Source organism: Nonomuraea sp. NPDC052634, from assembly GCF_040678535.1.
Lineage (GTDB): Bacteria > Actinomycetota > Actinomycetes > Streptosporangiales > Streptosporangiaceae > Nonomuraea > Nonomuraea fastidiosa.
Map to the genome: position 1 here is coordinate 104042 of NZ_JBFATY010000006.1, position 15628 is coordinate 119669.

The 15628-nt window shown below is 71.3% G+C and carries 16 protein-coding genes; 12 read left to right on the top strand and 4 right to left on the bottom strand.

The annotated features are described in order from the left end of the window. Nucleotides 1–155 precede the first annotated feature (155 nt). The gene (locus AB0K67_RS25750) at nucleotides 156–485 is read left to right on the top strand and encodes a metalloregulator ArsR/SmtB family transcription factor (RefSeq protein ID WP_364065008.1); all 330 of its coding nucleotides are present in this window, start codon (nucleotides 156–158) and stop codon (nucleotides 483–485) included. A gap of 88 nt (nucleotides 486–573) precedes the next feature. On the opposite strand, the gene AB0K67_RS25755 is transcribed toward AB0K67_RS25750, so the two are convergent. Further along, nucleotides 574–2661 (bottom strand): serine/threonine-protein kinase, encoded by a 2088-nt coding sequence (locus AB0K67_RS25755; protein ID WP_364065011.1) that lies wholly within the window; start codon nucleotides 2659–2661, stop codon nucleotides 574–576. Between the two features lie 153 nt (nucleotides 2662–2814). Between AB0K67_RS25755 and AB0K67_RS25760 the strand changes: the two genes are divergently transcribed. The 4 genes from AB0K67_RS25760 (at nucleotide 2815) to AB0K67_RS25775 (ending at nucleotide 6199) form a co-directional block, all read left to right on the top strand. Next, nucleotides 2815–3405, top strand: a complete 591-nt coding sequence (locus tag AB0K67_RS25760) for a MarR family transcriptional regulator (protein WP_364065014.1) — start codon at nucleotides 2815–2817, stop codon at nucleotides 3403–3405. A gap of 267 nt (nucleotides 3406–3672) precedes the next feature. Beyond that, nucleotides 3673–5292: an FAD-binding oxidoreductase gene (locus AB0K67_RS25765; protein ID WP_364065016.1), complete on the top strand. Its 1620-nt coding sequence runs from the start codon at nucleotides 3673–3675 to the stop codon at nucleotides 5290–5292. 201 nt (nucleotides 5293–5493) lie between these two features. Beyond that, nucleotides 5494–5739 (top strand): hypothetical protein, encoded by a 246-nt coding sequence (locus AB0K67_RS25770; RefSeq protein ID WP_364065019.1) that lies wholly within the window; start codon nucleotides 5494–5496, stop codon nucleotides 5737–5739. A gap of 79 nt (nucleotides 5740–5818) precedes the next feature. Further along, nucleotides 5819–6199, top strand: coding sequence for a hypothetical protein (locus tag AB0K67_RS25775; protein ID WP_364065023.1), 381 nt, complete (start codon nucleotides 5819–5821; stop codon nucleotides 6197–6199). 151 nt (nucleotides 6200–6350) lie between these two features. Here AB0K67_RS25775 and AB0K67_RS25780 read toward each other — a convergent pair whose 3' ends face one another. Next, on the bottom strand, nucleotides 6351–7388 hold the full coding sequence (locus AB0K67_RS25780; protein WP_364065026.1) for a methyltransferase: 1038 nt from the start codon (nucleotides 7386–7388) through the stop codon (nucleotides 6351–6353). Nucleotides 7389–7496: 108 nt separating this feature from the next. Between AB0K67_RS25780 and lexA the strand changes: the two genes are divergently transcribed. Then, nucleotides 7497–8165, top strand: coding sequence for a transcriptional repressor LexA (gene lexA / locus AB0K67_RS25785; RefSeq protein ID WP_364065029.1), 669 nt, complete (start codon nucleotides 7497–7499; stop codon nucleotides 8163–8165). A gap of 72 nt (nucleotides 8166–8237) precedes the next feature. Here the strand turns inward: lexA and AB0K67_RS25790 are convergent, their stop codons facing one another. After that, nucleotides 8238–9053, bottom strand: coding sequence for an SAM-dependent methyltransferase (locus AB0K67_RS25790; protein ID WP_364065031.1), 816 nt, complete (start codon nucleotides 9051–9053; stop codon nucleotides 8238–8240). 192 nt (nucleotides 9054–9245) lie between these two features. Here AB0K67_RS25790 and AB0K67_RS25795 point away from each other — a divergent pair, with 192 nt between their 5' ends. Beyond that, nucleotides 9246–9764: a peptidase inhibitor family I36 protein gene (locus tag AB0K67_RS25795; protein ID WP_364065034.1), complete on the top strand. Its 519-nt coding sequence runs from the start codon at nucleotides 9246–9248 to the stop codon at nucleotides 9762–9764. Between the two features lie 271 nt (nucleotides 9765–10035). Here the strand turns inward: AB0K67_RS25795 and AB0K67_RS25800 are convergent, their stop codons facing one another. Further along, entirely contained in the window at nucleotides 10036–10899 is an 864-nt protein-coding gene (locus AB0K67_RS25800; protein ID WP_364065037.1) for an IclR family transcriptional regulator, read from the bottom strand. Nucleotides 10900–11023: 124 nt separating this feature from the next. Between AB0K67_RS25800 and AB0K67_RS25805 the strand changes: the two genes are divergently transcribed. The 5 genes from AB0K67_RS25805 to AB0K67_RS25825 all read left to right on the top strand — a co-directional run bounded on the left by AB0K67_RS25805 (nucleotide 11024) and on the right by AB0K67_RS25825 (nucleotide 15571). Continuing rightward, nucleotides 11024–11677: an ABC transporter permease gene (locus AB0K67_RS25805; RefSeq protein ID WP_364065040.1), complete on the top strand. Its 654-nt coding sequence runs from the start codon at nucleotides 11024–11026 to the stop codon at nucleotides 11675–11677. Then, on the top strand, nucleotides 11664–12656 hold the full coding sequence (locus tag AB0K67_RS25810; protein ID WP_364065043.1) for an ATP-binding cassette domain-containing protein: 993 nt from the start codon (nucleotides 11664–11666) through the stop codon (nucleotides 12654–12656). The genes AB0K67_RS25805 and AB0K67_RS25810 overlap by 14 nt, the downstream gene beginning before the upstream one ends. Then, nucleotides 12653–13435 carry an ABC transporter permease gene (locus AB0K67_RS25815; RefSeq protein WP_364065046.1) on the top strand — a complete coding sequence of 261 codons (783 nt, stop codon included), beginning with the start codon at nucleotides 12653–12655 and terminating at the stop codon, nucleotides 13433–13435. The genes AB0K67_RS25810 and AB0K67_RS25815 overlap by 4 nt, the downstream gene beginning before the upstream one ends. A gap of 71 nt (nucleotides 13436–13506) precedes the next feature. Further along, nucleotides 13507–14478: a glycine betaine ABC transporter substrate-binding protein gene (locus AB0K67_RS25820; RefSeq protein ID WP_364065049.1), complete on the top strand. Its 972-nt coding sequence runs from the start codon at nucleotides 13507–13509 to the stop codon at nucleotides 14476–14478. 247 nt (nucleotides 14479–14725) lie between these two features. Further along, complete coding sequence (locus tag AB0K67_RS25825; RefSeq protein WP_364065052.1) at nucleotides 14726–15571, top strand: lytic polysaccharide monooxygenase; 846 nt, start codon at nucleotides 14726–14728, stop codon at nucleotides 15569–15571. Nucleotides 15572–15628 lie beyond the last annotated feature (57 nt).

The window sequence follows — 15628 nt, forward strand, 5'->3', positions numbered from 1 at the left end:
ACAGGCTCGCCCCGGTTGTACCTCAATATCATTCCTATGTATAGACATGCTGACTTATGGCGTCAGCGTGCCGAGGTCACGGCCGTGCTCCGCCCTCCTGCTCGGTGCCGGTATCCTGACGAGACTTTGCGAATTGTCGTTCTTCTGGACCGCCCATGACCGCCCGCACAGAACCGCAGCTCGACCTGATCGACGTGTTCAAGGCGCTCGCCAATCCCGTGCGCCTGCAGGTGCTGTCCTGGTTGCGCGAGCCCGAACGGCACTTCCCCGTGGCCGAGGGCATCGCCGACCCGCACGAGGCCGGCGTGTGCGTCAGCCACATCCAGGCCAAGACCGGGCTCGCGCAGTCGACCGTGTCGTCCTACATGGCCTCGCTCGAACGCGCCGGGCTGGTGCGCTCCACCCGGATCGGCAAGTGGACGCACTACCGGCGCGACGAGGAGCGCATCGCGGCCTTCGTCGCGCTGCTCGGCCGCGCGCTGTAGCCCGCCTCGCTCTCGTCCGTCAGGGGGCGGTGTCGATCAGGGGGGCGGCGTCGATCAGAGGGCGGTGTCGATCAGGGGGCGGTGTCGATCAGGGGGCGGCGTCCGTCCAGGTGTGCGCGCCCACGGTCACGGTGGCGGTGGCGCTCACCTCGTACGGCTTGGTGAGATCGATCGGCGCGGACTCCAGCGTCGCCCGGTCGAGCGTGACCGCGACGCCCGTCCCCGCGAACGCCGGCTTGGCGGTCACCTCCTTGCCGAACGCCACGACGGTCCACGCGCCCTTGGCACCCGTGAGCATCACCGTCGCGCTCTCCCCCGACTGGGTGAACGTGGCGGTCCAGCGGCTCTCCCCGGCGCCCTCCGCCGGAGGCTCGGCCGGGACGGCACCGCCGGTGAGCCACTCCAGCCGCACGCTGTCCTCGCCGCCCTTGGCCACCGCCGCCGTCAGGTCCGCGTACGCGGGCGGCGTGCCCGCACCTGGACCGCCCGGCCTGGCGTCACCGGCCGCGTCGCGCACGGCGGCGCCCAGGAACGGCGGCTCCTCCGGCTTCGGCATGCGGCAGGTCAGGTCGGCCTTGGTGGTCTCGTCCGCCTTGACCTTGGCGAGCGTCCAGCACTTGGTGCCGCCGAGCAGCGTCTGGAGGCGGTATCCGCCGGGGAGCAGCGAGAAGCGATAGCCGTCGCGGTCGGCGCGCCGGCCGGTCACGCGCTTGCCCTTGTCGTTGAAGACCTCGACCAGGCCGGGCTGGTACTCCTTGGGCGCGGACGCGCCCGCGTACCGGATGCCGCCCACGATCGCGCCCTCCGTCGGGGTGGGCGTGGGGTCGGCGGGCTCAGGGGACGGGGACGTGGTGGTCCGCGAGGTCTTCGGGGTCTCGCTCGGCTCGGGCTCCTTCGTGTTCGTCACGAAGTCGGGCGTGGGGTCGGCCGGGCGGGACGCCTCCGCCGTCACCTCGGCTCCGGCCTGCGCCCGCGTACGCGCGTCGTCCGGCAGCAGCGCCCACGCGGCGGCGGCCGCGATCGCGGCGCCGGCCAGCGCGCCCGCGGTGGCCGCCGCCCGCTTCCGGCTTCCTGCCCGCTCACGGCTCCTGGCCCGGGCGCGGGTCGTCCCGTCGGCCGCTCTCCCCGCCGGCTCCGCGCCTCCGCCGCGCGGTCCCGCCGGGCCCCTGGCCGCGCCCGCACCGCCGCGTGTCCCGGCCGCCCGGTCCGGGGCGCCGCCCTGCGGCTCCGCCGGGCGTGCGGCCGTCTCAGGGGCGCCGTCGCGCGGGCTCGCCGCTGACGCGGTCTCCGTGCGCTGGCCGGGGACGGGGAAGCCGTCGGTCAGCGGCGAGTCGCCGCTCACCTGGGCGGACAGGGCGCGGGCCGCCGCGGCCATGGCGGCGGCGCTGGGCCAGCGGGCCGCCGGGTCCTTGGCCAGGGCGCGCATCACGACCTCCGCGACCGCCGCGGGCACGTCGCCGGGCAGCGGCGGCGGCGGGTCATGGACGTGCTGGAGCGCGATCGCGACCGCGTTCTCGCCGCGGAACGGCGGCCGTCCCGCCAGGCACTCGTACGCGACCACGCCCAGCGCGTACACGTCCATGGCGGCGCTCGGCTCTGCGCCTTCGGCCTGCTCGGGCGCGCAGTAGGTGGCGGTGCCCAGCACGATGCCGGAGGCGGTCAGCTTGTGCCCCTCGGCGGCGCGGGCGATGCCGAAGTCGGTCAGCACGACGCTGCCGTCGGCCTTGACGATGAGGTTGGCCGGTTTGACGTCCCGGTGCACCACGCCGTTGTCGTGCGCGGCCTGCAGCGCCTCGGCGGTCTGGGCGACGAGGTCGAGCGTCGCACCCGCCGAGATGCGCCCCCTGCGCTCGAGCAGCAGGTGCAGCGGCTCGCCGTCGAGGTATTTCATCACCAGGTACGGCGTGCGCCGCCCGTCCACGTCGGCGATCCCGTAGTCGAACACCCCCACCACTCCGGGATGCTCGACGGTGGCCATCGCCCTGGCCTCGGCGTGGAAGCGGGCCACCGCGTCGCCGTCGAGCCCCGACCGCACGGTCTTCACCGCCACGACGCGATCGAGCAGGATGTCCCGGGCCCGCCAGACCTCGCCGTGTCCCCCGCTGCCCAGCCGCGACAGCAAGCGGTAGCGGCCCGCCAGCACGGTCTCCGGCATGATCATGTTCGTCCGGTCCACCTTTCACTCCGATAAGCCCCCGTTCTACTTGAAGACGTTGGAAGTGCCGTAACGGTTCGGCGATCCGCGAAATCGGGCAGAACGGGCAAGGCTTGAAGCTGGACCTATACTTCGGAAGCCGGATTTCCGCTCGCAGGCGATAGGGAGGGCCGCGTGCCCGGGCAACGGTCGATCACCGAGGCGGAGAAGCTGGTCGAGGCCAGGCTCGGCGACATGCCGATCGACCGCGAGCGCATGGCCGTGGTGGCGAACATCTACCGCGCCGCGGCCGCCGTACGCCAGCACCTGGAGAACGCCGTCCTGCGCGGCAGCGGCGATCTCACCTGGACCGCGTTCGTGGTGCTGTGGGTGATCTGGCTGTGGGGCGAGCCGGAGAGCCGCCACGTCGCCCAGGAGGCCGGCATCTCCAAGGGCACGCTGACCGGCGTCCTGCGCACGCTGGAGTCGCGCGGGCTGGCCCGGCGGCTGCGCCATCCCACCGACGGCAGGCTCGTGCTCTGCCGGCTGACCGCCGCGGGCGAGGAGTTCATGCGGCGGTCGCTGCCCGCCTTCAACGCCGAGGAGGTGTTCGTCACCTCCCGGCTCGACGGCGAGACCTGCCGGGCGCTGGCCGACGGGCTGCGCCAGGTCGTGCTCCAGGTGGAGGAGCAGGGCGAGGCGCGGCGGCTGGCGCTGCTCGCCGGTGCCGAACCCGCGCCGCGCCGCAGCGGACGCCGCCGCCGCTCCCCCGCCGCCCAAGACTGATCACCCGCGTTCCTCCCCCGCCGCCCGGGACCGACCACCTGCGTCAAGGCGCCGCGTATCAACCGGCCACCTGCGCCAGGACGCCGCGTATCAACCGGCCACCCGCATCAAGACACCGCTTACACCCGGCCGCCTGCATCAAGGCACCCGCGGAAGAGTGCAATCAGGCACGCCCGGGGGTGTACTTAGGTGCATTCCCCGGCCGGCGGGCCGCTCCTAGCGTCGGTGAGGCACTGAGAGATCACCTCACCACTAGGAGTCGCAGATATGAGTGACGTCACGCGCCGGCGACTGCTCGGCGGCACGACCGTGCTCGGCGGGGCCGCCACCGCGGGCCTGCTTCCGGCGCTGCCCGCCGCCGCCACGACCGCCACGGGGAAGGACCCCGGCCTCGTCCGCGTCGGGAAGCCGGACCCGCGATACACGGACCTCGTCGTGCGCGGCATGAACCAGCGCTTCCGCCCCCAACCCGAGTACTTCCACGTGGTCACCTCCACCGAGCAGGTGGTCAAGGCCGTCGGGGACGCGGTACGCGCGGGCAAGCGGGTGACGGTGCGCAGCGGCGGCCACTGCTACGAGAACTTCGTCGGCGACGGCGCGCAGGTCGTCATCGACATGTGCGAGATGAACAAGGTGTACTTCGACGAGCGGCGCGGCGCGTTCGCCGTCGAGCCAGGGGCGACGCTGATGGACGCGTACCGGACGCTCCACCTCGGCTGGGGCGTGACGCTGCCCGGCGGCCAGTGCGGCACCGTGGCGGCCGGCGGTCACATCGTGGGCGGCGGGTACGGCGCCCTGTCCCGCAAGTACGGGCTCACCGTCGATTACCTGCACGCCGTGGAGGTCGTGGTGGTGGACCGGTCGGGCCGGGCCCGCGCGGTCGTCGCCACCCGCGACCCGCGCGACCCCCATCACGACCTGTGGTGGGCGCACACCGGAGCCGGGGGCGGCAACTTCGGCATCGTCACCCGCTACTGGCTGCGCGATCCGAAGGTCAAGGGCAACGACCCCGCCACGCTGCTGCCCAAGCCGCCCGCCGCGCTGCTCACCGGCGTCGCGTACTGGCCGTGGAAGGGCATGACGAAGGAGTCGTTCCGCAGGCTGGTCCGCAACCATGGCGAGTGGCACGAGCGCAACAGCGATCCCGGCTCCCCGTACGCCTCGCTGTTCGGCGTGCTCATGCTCAACGGCAAGAGCGACGCGGCCGACCCCGGCGGCATCACGCTGGCCTGCCAGATGGACGCCACCGTCCCCGACGCCGAGAAGAAGATGCGGGCGTTCTTCGCCGCCGTGGCCGAAGGGGTCAAGCCGGATATGACGGTCCTGCCGATCGAGCGGCAGCCGTGGTACCACGCGGTGCGCTCGTTCGCGCTCAGCGAGGCCGAGCAGTCCAGCCACTTCAAGGTCAAGTCCAGCTACCTGCGCAAGCGCTTCACCGACCGGCAGATCGACGTCGCCTACGACCACCTCAGCAGGCCCGCCTCCATGCCGCGGACGCTGTGGGCCATCTCGTACGGCGGGCAGGTCAACACCGTGCCGTCCGCCGCCACCGCCACCGCCGAGCGCGACTCCATTCTCAAGGTCATCTGCCTGTCCTCCTGGCAGGACGGCCAGGACGGCGCCGCCCAGCTCCAGTGGGTGCGGGAGCTGCACCGGGACCTGTACGCGACCACCGGAGGCGTGCCGGTGCCGGGCGGGAACTGCGGCGGCGCGTACATCAACTACCCCGACATCGACCACGCCGACCCGAAGTGGAACACCTCCGGCGTCCCGTGGACGACCCTCTACTACGGCGGGAACTACGCCCGGTTGCAGCGGGTGAAGGCGCGCTGGGATCCGCGCGACGTCTTCCGCCACGCCATGTCGATCCGCCTCCCCAAGCCCTGACCCGCTCCGGGGACCCGCCCTCGCGGCTCGCCCCGCCGCCCCCTCACCCTGGCGCTGCCGGCGGTTGCCGCTCCCTCATGTGGGAAAACTGCTCATCGGAGACTTCGCGTCCGCCTGCGGCTCCTCCCCGCAGGCTGTCCCGGCCCTCCTGCGTCCCCGCCCAGGGCGAGGAGGAACCCCCGTCAGGCCGAGGAGGTCGCCGTGCGCAAGGACCTGTGGATGCTGATCGTGCCGCTGATGTTCTTCGACTTCCTTTACGGAATCGGACACCCGGACTCCGATTTCGCGGGAGTGGTCTTCGTCATCCTCGCTTTCCTGCTCGCTGTCGTCCTGACCCCGGCTGACTCCGGTCGCAGGAGCAGTGACTACGGCGGCGGTGGCGCGAGCTACGGGGGCGGAGGCGGAGGCGGCGGCTTCGGCGGCGATGGAGGCGACGGGGGCGACTGACCCGATCCCGGCGTCCGGGGCTGCTGCGGTGCTGGCCGGGCGGAGAGGGGGCTTTTAGGCTGGGTACGAGGTGATTGTCATGTACGAGACACATGTCCAGCCTCATCGTTACGTCGCCTGGAAGGACCCCGGCGACCCCGACGCCGAGGAGGAGTGCCGCGTCTGCGGGGAGCCGGAGGATCCCCGGCGGCCAGGACTGCACCGTGGCGAGATCGCGCCCGAGCGGCCCGCCGACCCGGCCGAGCTGCCGCTGCTCGACCACCTCGTACAGGTGATACGCACCGAGCTGGCCGACACCCGGGTGCCGCTGCTCGACGCGCACCTCGACATCCTCGCGCGGCGGGCCGCCAACGCCCTGTACCTGCGCGGGGCGATCCGGCCCCGGCGCTCCGACTGGCGCCCGCCCGCCGGTCACGGCGTACGCGGCGGCGACCGGCGAGCGGGGTCCTGCCCGACCTAGCGGCCAGCTGGGTCCCGCCCGACCCAGCGGCCAGCTGGGTCCCGCCCGACGTGGCGGCGAGCGGGGTCCTGCCCGACGTGGCGCGGTTTCAGCGGGTCCCGGTCGGTGGGCAGGTGAGGGTCCGGCCTACGGCGCGTACCCCGGTGGCGGTTCAAGCGGCGGCCGGGGTGCAGGTGAGTACGAGGTGGCCGAGCGGGGTCATGTGCGTGCCGGTCACCTCCAGCGACGCGGCGTCCGCGAGGGCCCGGTACTGCTCCAGGGTGCGCTCGCGACCTCCATTGATGACCAGCATGCGCAGGTCCATCTCGGCGCGCATCGCCGGCGCGGCGTCCGTACCGCCATGAAACTCGATCACGACGATCCGGCCGCGCGGGCCGGCCGCCTCGGCGCAGCGGCGCAGGATGCGTACGGCGGAGCCGTCGTCCCAGTCGTGGATCACGCGGCGGAGCACGTAGACGTCGGCTCCGGCGGGCAGCGGGTCGAAGAAGCTCTGCCCGGCGAAGGAGCAGCGATCGTCCAGTCCGCGATCGGCCAGGAACCGGCGGCCGCGCTCGGCCGTGTCCGGCAGGTCCACGAGGGTGCCGCGCAGGCCGGGGTGTGCCCGCAGCAGCTCGGCGAGCAGGACGCCGGTGCCGCCGCCGACGTCGGCGACGTGCCGTACGCCGGACCAGTCGAAGCCGGCGGCGGCGTCGGCCAGGTAGTCGGAGCCGTCGGCCATCATGGCGTCGAACGTCGCGCCCAGGTGCTCGTCGGAGGCAAGGTGCGACCAGATGGACAGCCCGAAGACCGTCTCCCAGGCGGGCTCCCCGGTCCGTACGGTGTGCAGCAGCCCGGTGCAGGCGAGGTCCATGCGTCCGCCGAAGCCGTCGAGGTCGAGGCGGGCCCGCATCCCCGAGGGATGGCCGGAGGCCAGAAGCGCCGCGGGCTCGTTCACCGCGAACACGCCCGGCTCGGGCTCGGTGTAGACGCCTTGATGGGTCAGGTGGCGCAGCAGCCGGTCCAGCGCGTCGGCGTTCGTGCCGCTGCGCCGGGCCAGCTCCTGCACCGGTACGCGGTCGCCGCCGATGAGGTCGGTCAGGCGCAGGGTGGCCGCCACGCGTACCGCCATGGGCGTGACCAGGTCCGTCACCGGCGCGAGCACCTTCCACGCCGACTCCCACGCCGCCTCGCCGCCCGCTGCCTCCGTCATGCCCGCCTCCTTCCACGCCCTGAGAGTACGAAGGCAGGGCCGTAGGCGACAGGCCCTTTCCGGAGCCTGACGCCGCGATGACCACGCCGCGGTGCGGCAGGCTCTAGCATGTCGCCGGTGAGCACCTACGGCGGCCCCGACGCGTTCGAATACCTCGACCTCCAATCGCTGCCCCGGCGGCAGCAGCACATCCTGGCCACGATCAGGGACCACGTGGTCAGATACGGCTACCCGCCGAGCACGCGCGAGATCGCCAAGGCGGTGGGGCTGCGCTCGGCCTCGTCGGTGTCGAAGCACCTCAAGGCGCTGGAGGACCAGGGGCTGCTGCGCCGGAGCTCGACGATGACGCGGCCGATCGACGTGCGGTCGTTCCTGCGCCCCGAGTCCGCCGAGCCGAGCGCCGACCTGGTGAGCGTGCCCGTGGTGGGCGACATCGCGGCGGGCGTTCCCATCCCGGCCGATGAGGTGATGGACGAGGCGCTGACGCTGCCGCGCGACCTGACGGGGCGGGGCACGGTGTTCGCGCTGCGGGTGCGCGGCGACTCGATGATCGAGGCGGCGATCTGCGACGGCGACATCGTCATCGTGCGGCAGCAGCCCGAGGCGCACTCGGGGCAGATCGTCGCCGCGATGATCGACGGCGAGGCCACCGTCAAGGTGTTCCGCCGCCGGGGCGGGCACGTCTACCTCGAGCCGCGCAACCCGGCGTACGAGGTGATCGACGGCGACGAGGCCACGGTGCTGGGCATCGTGGTGTCGGTGCTGCGCAGCGTCTGACCGCTCAGCGTCCCACCAAGCAGGGTCTGACGCTCAGCGTCTCACCAAGCGGGTCTGACACGGCGAGCCGGGTCAGGGCTTGCGGCCGAGACCGCCGTACTGGAACACCTCGCGGTCTTGGAAGCTGGTCTGCGGATCGGGACGCCACTTCGGCAGCGAGACGACGCCGGGCTCCAGCAGCTCGAACCCGTCGAAGAAGGCGCGCAGCTCCTCCTCCGTGCGCAGCGTCAACGGGGTGGCGCCGCTGGCGTTCCACGCGGCGGCGGCCTTGTCCATCGACGGGCTGTGCACGCTGTGCGCGATCGCGAGGTAGCTGCCGGACGGGAGCGCGTCCACGAGCGTGCGGACCGAGCGGTGGGCCGGCTCGGCGTCCGGCACGAACTCCAGCACGCCCATCAGCAGCAGCGCGACCGGGCGGGAGAAGTCAAGCGTGCGGGCCGCGTCGCGCAGGATCGGCTCGGGTTCGCGCAGGTCGGCGTCGAGGTAGTCGGTCGCGCCCTCCTCGGTGCCCACCAGCAGCGCCCGCGCGTGGGCCAGCACGATCGGGTCGTTGTCGACGTACACGATCCTGGCCTTGGGGTTCACCCGCTGGGCCACCTCGTGCGTGTTGTCGGCGGTGGGGATGCCGGTGCCGACGTCGAGGAACTGGTCGACGCCGCACTCACCGGCCAGGTGGCGCACGACGCGGCCGATGAACTCGCGTTCCGCGCGCGCGTTGACCGGCAGGTCCGGCATCACCTCCACGATCTCGTCGCCGACCTGGCGGTCGGGGGCGTAGTTGTCCTTGCCGCCGAGCCAGTAGTTCCAGACCCTGGCGGGGTGCGGCACGGAGGTGTCCATCCGCTCGGCCGGCGCGGCGCGGTCCGCCCTTCGGCGCTCCTCCCCCATCACGACTCCCCATCAGTAACATTTTTCACGTTTCAGTGATCAACATAGACCGCATCGGCCGCCTTCGCAGGGAGAACGCCGCAGGTCCCGCCATCAGCTCAACACGGGCTCAACACAGGCTCAACACGGCGCCTCCTAGCGTCTCCCCCGACGGATCGACACCGTGATCCACTTCGAAAAGGGGGAGACGATATGAGCGTTCTCGGACGCGGCACCGGCCGGGCACGGCGCACGCTGGTACGGGCCGGCGCGGTGATCGCCGCGGGCGCCGTCGTGGCGGGCGGGCTCAACGCCGCCCCGGCCCAGGCGGCGGCCAACGCCGCGCGGATCAACGCGTACCTGGCGGCGATCCCGCACGGCACGAAGATCAGCAACAACGAGATCGCCTGGGAGGGCGGCTCGGTGCGGCTGCTGCTGTCGGCCACGGCGGCGTCCTGCCCGAGCGGCTGGTACTGCGTGTACGAGCACAGCAACTGGCGCGGCGCCATGGCGAAGTGGCGTTCGTCACCGGCGCGATGCAAGAAGTTCGAGTTCACCCGCTACTGGCGGGACAAGATCTCGTCGTTCTGGGCGCGCGGCAACTGCGAGCGCAACAACTACTTCCTCAAGGACAAGAAGAAGTGGCAGCCGGACCCGTTCCAGCTCTTCGAGGGCAAGAAGGCGTACGTCCGCTACAACGACCGCTACGACTACGCCGCCAAGGGCCTGTGAGACGGGCCGGAGACAAATCTTCTGAGGCGTGTCGATTCCGGCGCCGCGTGTTCGACGCGCTGGCGGAAAGGCCGGTGGCCGGCCCCCGGCGCACCGCCGGGGCCGCGCACCGGCCCCGCCCGGAGGGCCGGCACCCCGAGGCCCCCATCGGATCGCTGGACGCGCAGCATCTCCCCATGGACCCGCATGTGGTCGTCCAGGGCGAGCGCGTGCCTCACGTCCGCTGCCGCGTCCGCCGCTCGCACCCGCCGCAGCCGCCTGAGCCGCCCCGCTAGGGCTCGACGCGGGAGTCCGGCCGGGCGGCGGCGGGGCGGCCCGGTCTGCGGGGGCGGGGCTGCTCCGCCGCGGGCCGGGGGCTCGACGTCGAGTGTCCCAGCGCGATCGAGAACTCCGCCGCCGTCTGCGCGACGATCTCACCGATCTCGTGCAGCCGGGACCGGCCGGCGGCCCGGGTGACCGACACGCTCAGCGCCGCCGTGATCAGCCCCCGGTGGTCGCGTACGGGCGCCGACACCGCGATCTCGCTGTCGTCCAGCTCGGTGTCGGAGATCGCGTACCCGGCCGAGCGGGCGTGCGCGATGTCGGCCAGCCACTGCTCCTCGCTGCTCACCGCGCTGTCCAGCCCCGACGGCAGGGTGGCCTTCAGCAGTTCGCGAACGCGGTCGTCGTCCCAGTCAGCCAGCAGCGAACGCCCCGCCCCGGCCATGATGACCGGCACCGACACCCCCTCCCAGACCCGGTGGTAGGCCCGCGACGAGGGCACCGACAGCAGGGTCAGGACCATGCTGCCGCGCAGCACGCACAGGTAGGCGTCCTCGTCGAACGCGGCGGCCAGGCGCCGCACGTAGGGCGCGGCCAGGCGGACCAGCCGCGCATGCTGGGTGCGGGCGGCCAGCGCGAACAACCGCCACCCCAGGCGATAGCGCCTGGTCAGGGGATCCCGCTCGACCATGCCTTCGAGCTCCAGCGACCGCAGGGCCCGCGAGACCTGGCTCTTCTCGCGGCCCAACCGCTCGGCGATCCAGCTCACGCCGAAGCCGTCGGCGTCCCGATCATCCCCATGACCTGCCAGCACTTCGAGGATCTCCAGGTCCCGGCGTAGCCCGGCCGAGGACAGTGGCGGCTTCTCCGTCATCCTTGTCCGTTCGTAACGAAAGCATTGCACTAGTGTTGCGCTCACTGCATCACATTTTGCGCTCACCGCAACAGATCGCATACGTTTGCGAATCCATGCAAGCGTAAGCGAAGGTGGTCACTTCATGAGTTTCGGCGAGTACGTGGTCTCTCGATGGGACACTCTCTCGCTGGCCGCCGCGGAACATGCTTTGGTCGTGGGGATCGCGATCCTCATCGCCACCGTGATCGGCGTCGGCATCGGACTCCTCTCCTACGACCGGCCGAGAGTGCGCGGCAGCTCGATAGCGGTCTCGGCGGCGGTGCTCACGATCCCCTCGCTGGCGCTGCTCACCCTGCTCATCCCGATCACCGGGCTGGGCTGGGGTTCGACGCTGGTCTCGCTCGTCGTGTACGCGTTCCTGCCGATCATCCGCAACACCGTGACCGGGCTCAACGGCCTGGACGCGGCCACCGTGGAGGCGGGACGCGGGATGGGCCTGACCCGTACGCGGGTGCTGTTCCAGGTGCAGCTCCCGCTGGCCTGGCCGCTGATCCTCGCCGGCGTGCGGATTTCGGCGCAGATGCTCATCGGCATCGCCGCCATCGCCGCCTTCGTCGACGGCCCCGGCCTCGGCAACCAGATCTTCGAGGGTCTGTCCAGGCTCGGCTCGGTGAACTCACTCAACGCCACGCTCGCCGGCACCCTCGGCGTCGTGGTCGTCGCCGTGCTGTTCGACCTGTTCTTCTTCGCCGTCCGCCTACTGACCACCCCGAGGGGGCTTCGTGTTCGACCGTGACTCCGAAGGCGTGCGCATCGAGCTGCGCTCGCTGACCAAGCAGTACCCGGGGCAGGAGGCCCCAGCGGTCGACAACGTCACCCTCGACATCCCCGCAGGCGAGCTCGTGGTGTTCGTGGGGCCGTCGGGGTGCGGCAAGACGACGACGATGAAGATGATCAACCGGCTGGTCGAGCCGACGTCCGGCGAGATCCGCATCGGCGGCCAGGACGTGCTCAGCCTCAACCCGGACGAGCTGCGCCGCCACGTCGGGTACGCCATCCAGCAGGTCGGCCTGTTCCCCCACCTGACCGTGGCGCAGAACATCGGCCTGGTGCCCAAGCTGCTCGGCTGGCCCGCGGCCAAGATCGCCGAGCGGGTCGAGGAGCTGCTCGCGCTGGTCAGCCTGGAGCCGTCCGCGTTCCGCGACCGCTACCCGCGCCAGCTCTCCGGAGGCCAGCAGCAGCGCGTCGGCGTCGCCCGCGCCCTGGCCGCCGACCCGCCCGTGATGCTCATGGACGAGCCGTTCGGCGCCACCGACCCGATCACCCGCGAGCACCTGCAGAACGAGTTCGTCCGCCTGCAGAAGCAGCTCCGCAAGACGATCATCTTCGTCACCCACGACTTCGAGGAGGCCATCAAGCTGGGCGACCGCATCGCGATCCTGCGCGAGCGCTCCCACATCGCCCAGTACGACACCCCGGCCAACATCCTCGCCAGCCCCGCCGACGACTACGTGGCCAGCTTCATCGGCCAGGACGGCACGCTCAAGCGGCTGGCCCTGCTGCGGGTCGAGGACGTGCCGGTGGAGAGCCCCGAACCCGACCCCGCGCTCCCCCAGGTGGCGGCCGGCACCACGCTGCGCGAGGCGCTCGACTTCATGCTGGCCCACGGCACCGACCGGTGCAGCACGCCGTCGGGGGTGGTGACGTACGCCACGCTCTGCGCGGCGGTCGGCGCACCGGAACAACAGCGCGCGGGGAGCGGAGGTGGCCGATGACCGCCCAGACGCTGCCCGCCGCCACGGCGGCGCCGGTCCGCCCGCTCGAACGGCGCTTCCCCCACCTGCGCCAGCTGCTGTTCACCCCGTTCGCCGTGGCCGTCGTGCTCGTCGCCCTGTACGCGTGGGTCGGCACGCTCGAGCTCGACTCCATCGAGCAGCGCAGCCTCAACACCTCGGTCATCCTCACCAAGGCCGTCGAGCACCTGAAGATGACGGCCGCCGCGACGTTCCTCGTCGTGATCATCGCGATCCCGCTCGGCATCGTCGCCTCGAGGGCCCGCAACAAGCTCATCGCCCCGATCATTCTCACGGTGGGCAACCTGGGCCAGGCCGTCCCCGCCATCGGCCTGCTGGTGCTCGCCACGTTCCTCATGGGCGTCGGCTTCAAGACCGCGCTGGTCGGCCTGGTCGCCTACGCCGTGCTGCCGGTGCTGCGCAACACCATGGTCGGCGTCCAGCAGGTGGACCCCGCGCTCATCGAGGCCGCGCGGGGCATGGGCATGACCCGCGGCCAGGTGCTGTGGCGGGTGGAGCTCAAGCTCGCGGTGCCGGCGATCCTGGCCGGTCTGCGTACCGCGCTCGTGCTGACCGTCGGCGTGGCCACGCTCGGCGCGTTCGTCGCCGCCGGCGGCTTCGGCGAGCTGATCATCAACGGACTCAAGCTGAACCGCATGCCCGTCACCATCGTCGGCGGCGTGCTCACCGCGTGCATCGCGTTCCTCATCGACTGGCTCGGCGGTCTGGCCGAGCACGTGCTCAAGCCGCGCGGCATGTGATCTTCCCCTGGAAATCCCCCCGTTTCGTCAAGCAGTACTCGTAAGCAACCCCCACACGAGGTGTATCCGACATGCGTTTCCGTCCCCTCAGGACGACCCTCACCTTTCTCGCCGCCGCGGCGCTGACCCTGTCGGCGAGCGCGTGCGGCGGCGCCGACGCCGTCGAAACGGGAAGCGCCGGCAACGAGCTGGCGGGCGCCAAGTTCGTCGTCGGCTCCAAGGACTTCACCGAGAACATCATGCTCGGCAAGATCGCGGTGCACCTGCTGAAGGCGCACGGCGCGGAGATCGTGGACAAGACGAACCTCGGCGGCACCGTGCCGAACCGTAAGGCGCTGGAGTCCGGCGAGATCGACCTGTACTGGGACTACTCGGGTACGGGCTGGATCGAGTTCCTCAAGAACACCAAGCCGATCCAGGACTCGGCCGAGCAGTTCAAGGCCACCGCCGAGGCGGACCTGAGCAAGAACAAGATCAAGTGGATCGGGCCGACCCCGCTCAACAACACCTACGCCCTGGCCATCCGCTCCGAGAAGGCGCAGGAGCTGGGCGTCAAGACCGTCTCCGACGTGGCCGAGCTGCTCAAGACCAAGCCGCAGGAGGTCACGCTCTGCATCGAGACGGAGTTCTCCACGCGTGACGACGGCCTGCCCGGCCTGTCCAAGGCGTACGGCATGGAGATCCCGAAGAACCAGGTGAAGCTGCTCGACACCGGCGTGGTCTACACCGAGACCGACAAGGGGCAGACCTGCAACTTCGGTGAGGTGTTCACCACCGACGGCCGGATCGCCGCGCTCGGCCTGACGGTGCTGGAGGACGACAAGAAGTTCTTCCCGATCTACAACGCCGCCGTGACGGTGCGGCAGGAGACGTTCGAGAAGTACCCGGCGCTGGAGAAGGTGCTGCAGCCGGTCATCGCCAAGCTGGACGACGCCACCATGCAGCAGCTCAACGCCCAGGTGGACGTCGAGGGCATGGAGCCGGACAAGGTCAGCGCCGAGTGGCTGAAGAAGGAGGGCTTCCTGGGCTCGGACGCGGCTTGAGCCGGGTTCACCGGACTTTCGCCGTACGCCGGGTCGGACGCGGCCTGATCCGCGTTCACCGATAGCTCTCGCCGCACCCCCTTCGGTGGGAGAGATGCGAGCGGCCCGCGCCATCATGGCGCGGGCCGCTCCTGCGTTCGGGGATCGGACCGGTCCATTGACCGGAACCGCTTGCGCGTCAGTCAGAAATCGTTAATTCTTAGTAAGGTTTCCTTTTTAATCCTGTCCTCACCCCCCAGGAGCGCAGGTGCGCAAGAGAACGTTCGTCGCCACCGTCACCGCGGCCACCGGAGTGCTGGTGCTGCTGCCCGCATCCGCCGCCCACGCCCACGGCACCATGTCCAACCCGCCGAGCCGCGTCTACGTCTGCAAGAACGAAGGCCCGGAGTCGCCGAAGTCCGAAGCCTGCAAGGCGGCCGTCGCCGCCGGCGGCACCCAGGCGTTCTACGACTGGAACGAGGTCTCGCTCCTCGAAGCGGGCGGCAGGCACCGCGAGCTCATCCCCGACGGCAAGCTCTGCAGCGCGGGCCGCGACAAGTACCGCGGCCTCGACCTCCAGCGGGCCGACTGGCCCGCCACCCCCGTGCGGCCCGGCGACTTCACGCTCACCTACCACGCGACCGCCCCGCACGCGAACAGCAACTTCGAGTTCTACATCACCCGCGAGGGCTGGAACCCCACCATGCCCCTCAAGTGGTCGGACCTGGTGCACATCAAGACGTTCACCAACCAGAACCCGACCACGTTCACGAACTGGACCATCACCCTGCCGCAGCGCACCGGCCGGCACATCCTCTACTCGATCTGGCAGCGCGTGGTCGGCAGCAACGAGGCCTTCTACACCTGCTCCGACATCGACTTCGGCGGCGGCGGCACGCCCGGCCCCGGCCCCGAGCCGGAGCCCGAGCCCAGCCCCACGCCGACGGACCCGAACCCCGACCCGCAGCCCGGCGGCACCTGGAGCCCGAACCATGCGTACGGCGTCGGCGACCGGGTGACGTACGGCGGCGCGACGTACGAGTGCATCCAGGCGCACACCTCGCTCACCGGCTGGGAGCCGCCGAACGTGCCCGCCCTCTGGAGGCGCGTCTGACCTTCCTCGACAGAGGCGCCTGACCGTCGTAGAGAGGGATCCGCTGTAGGAGGGATC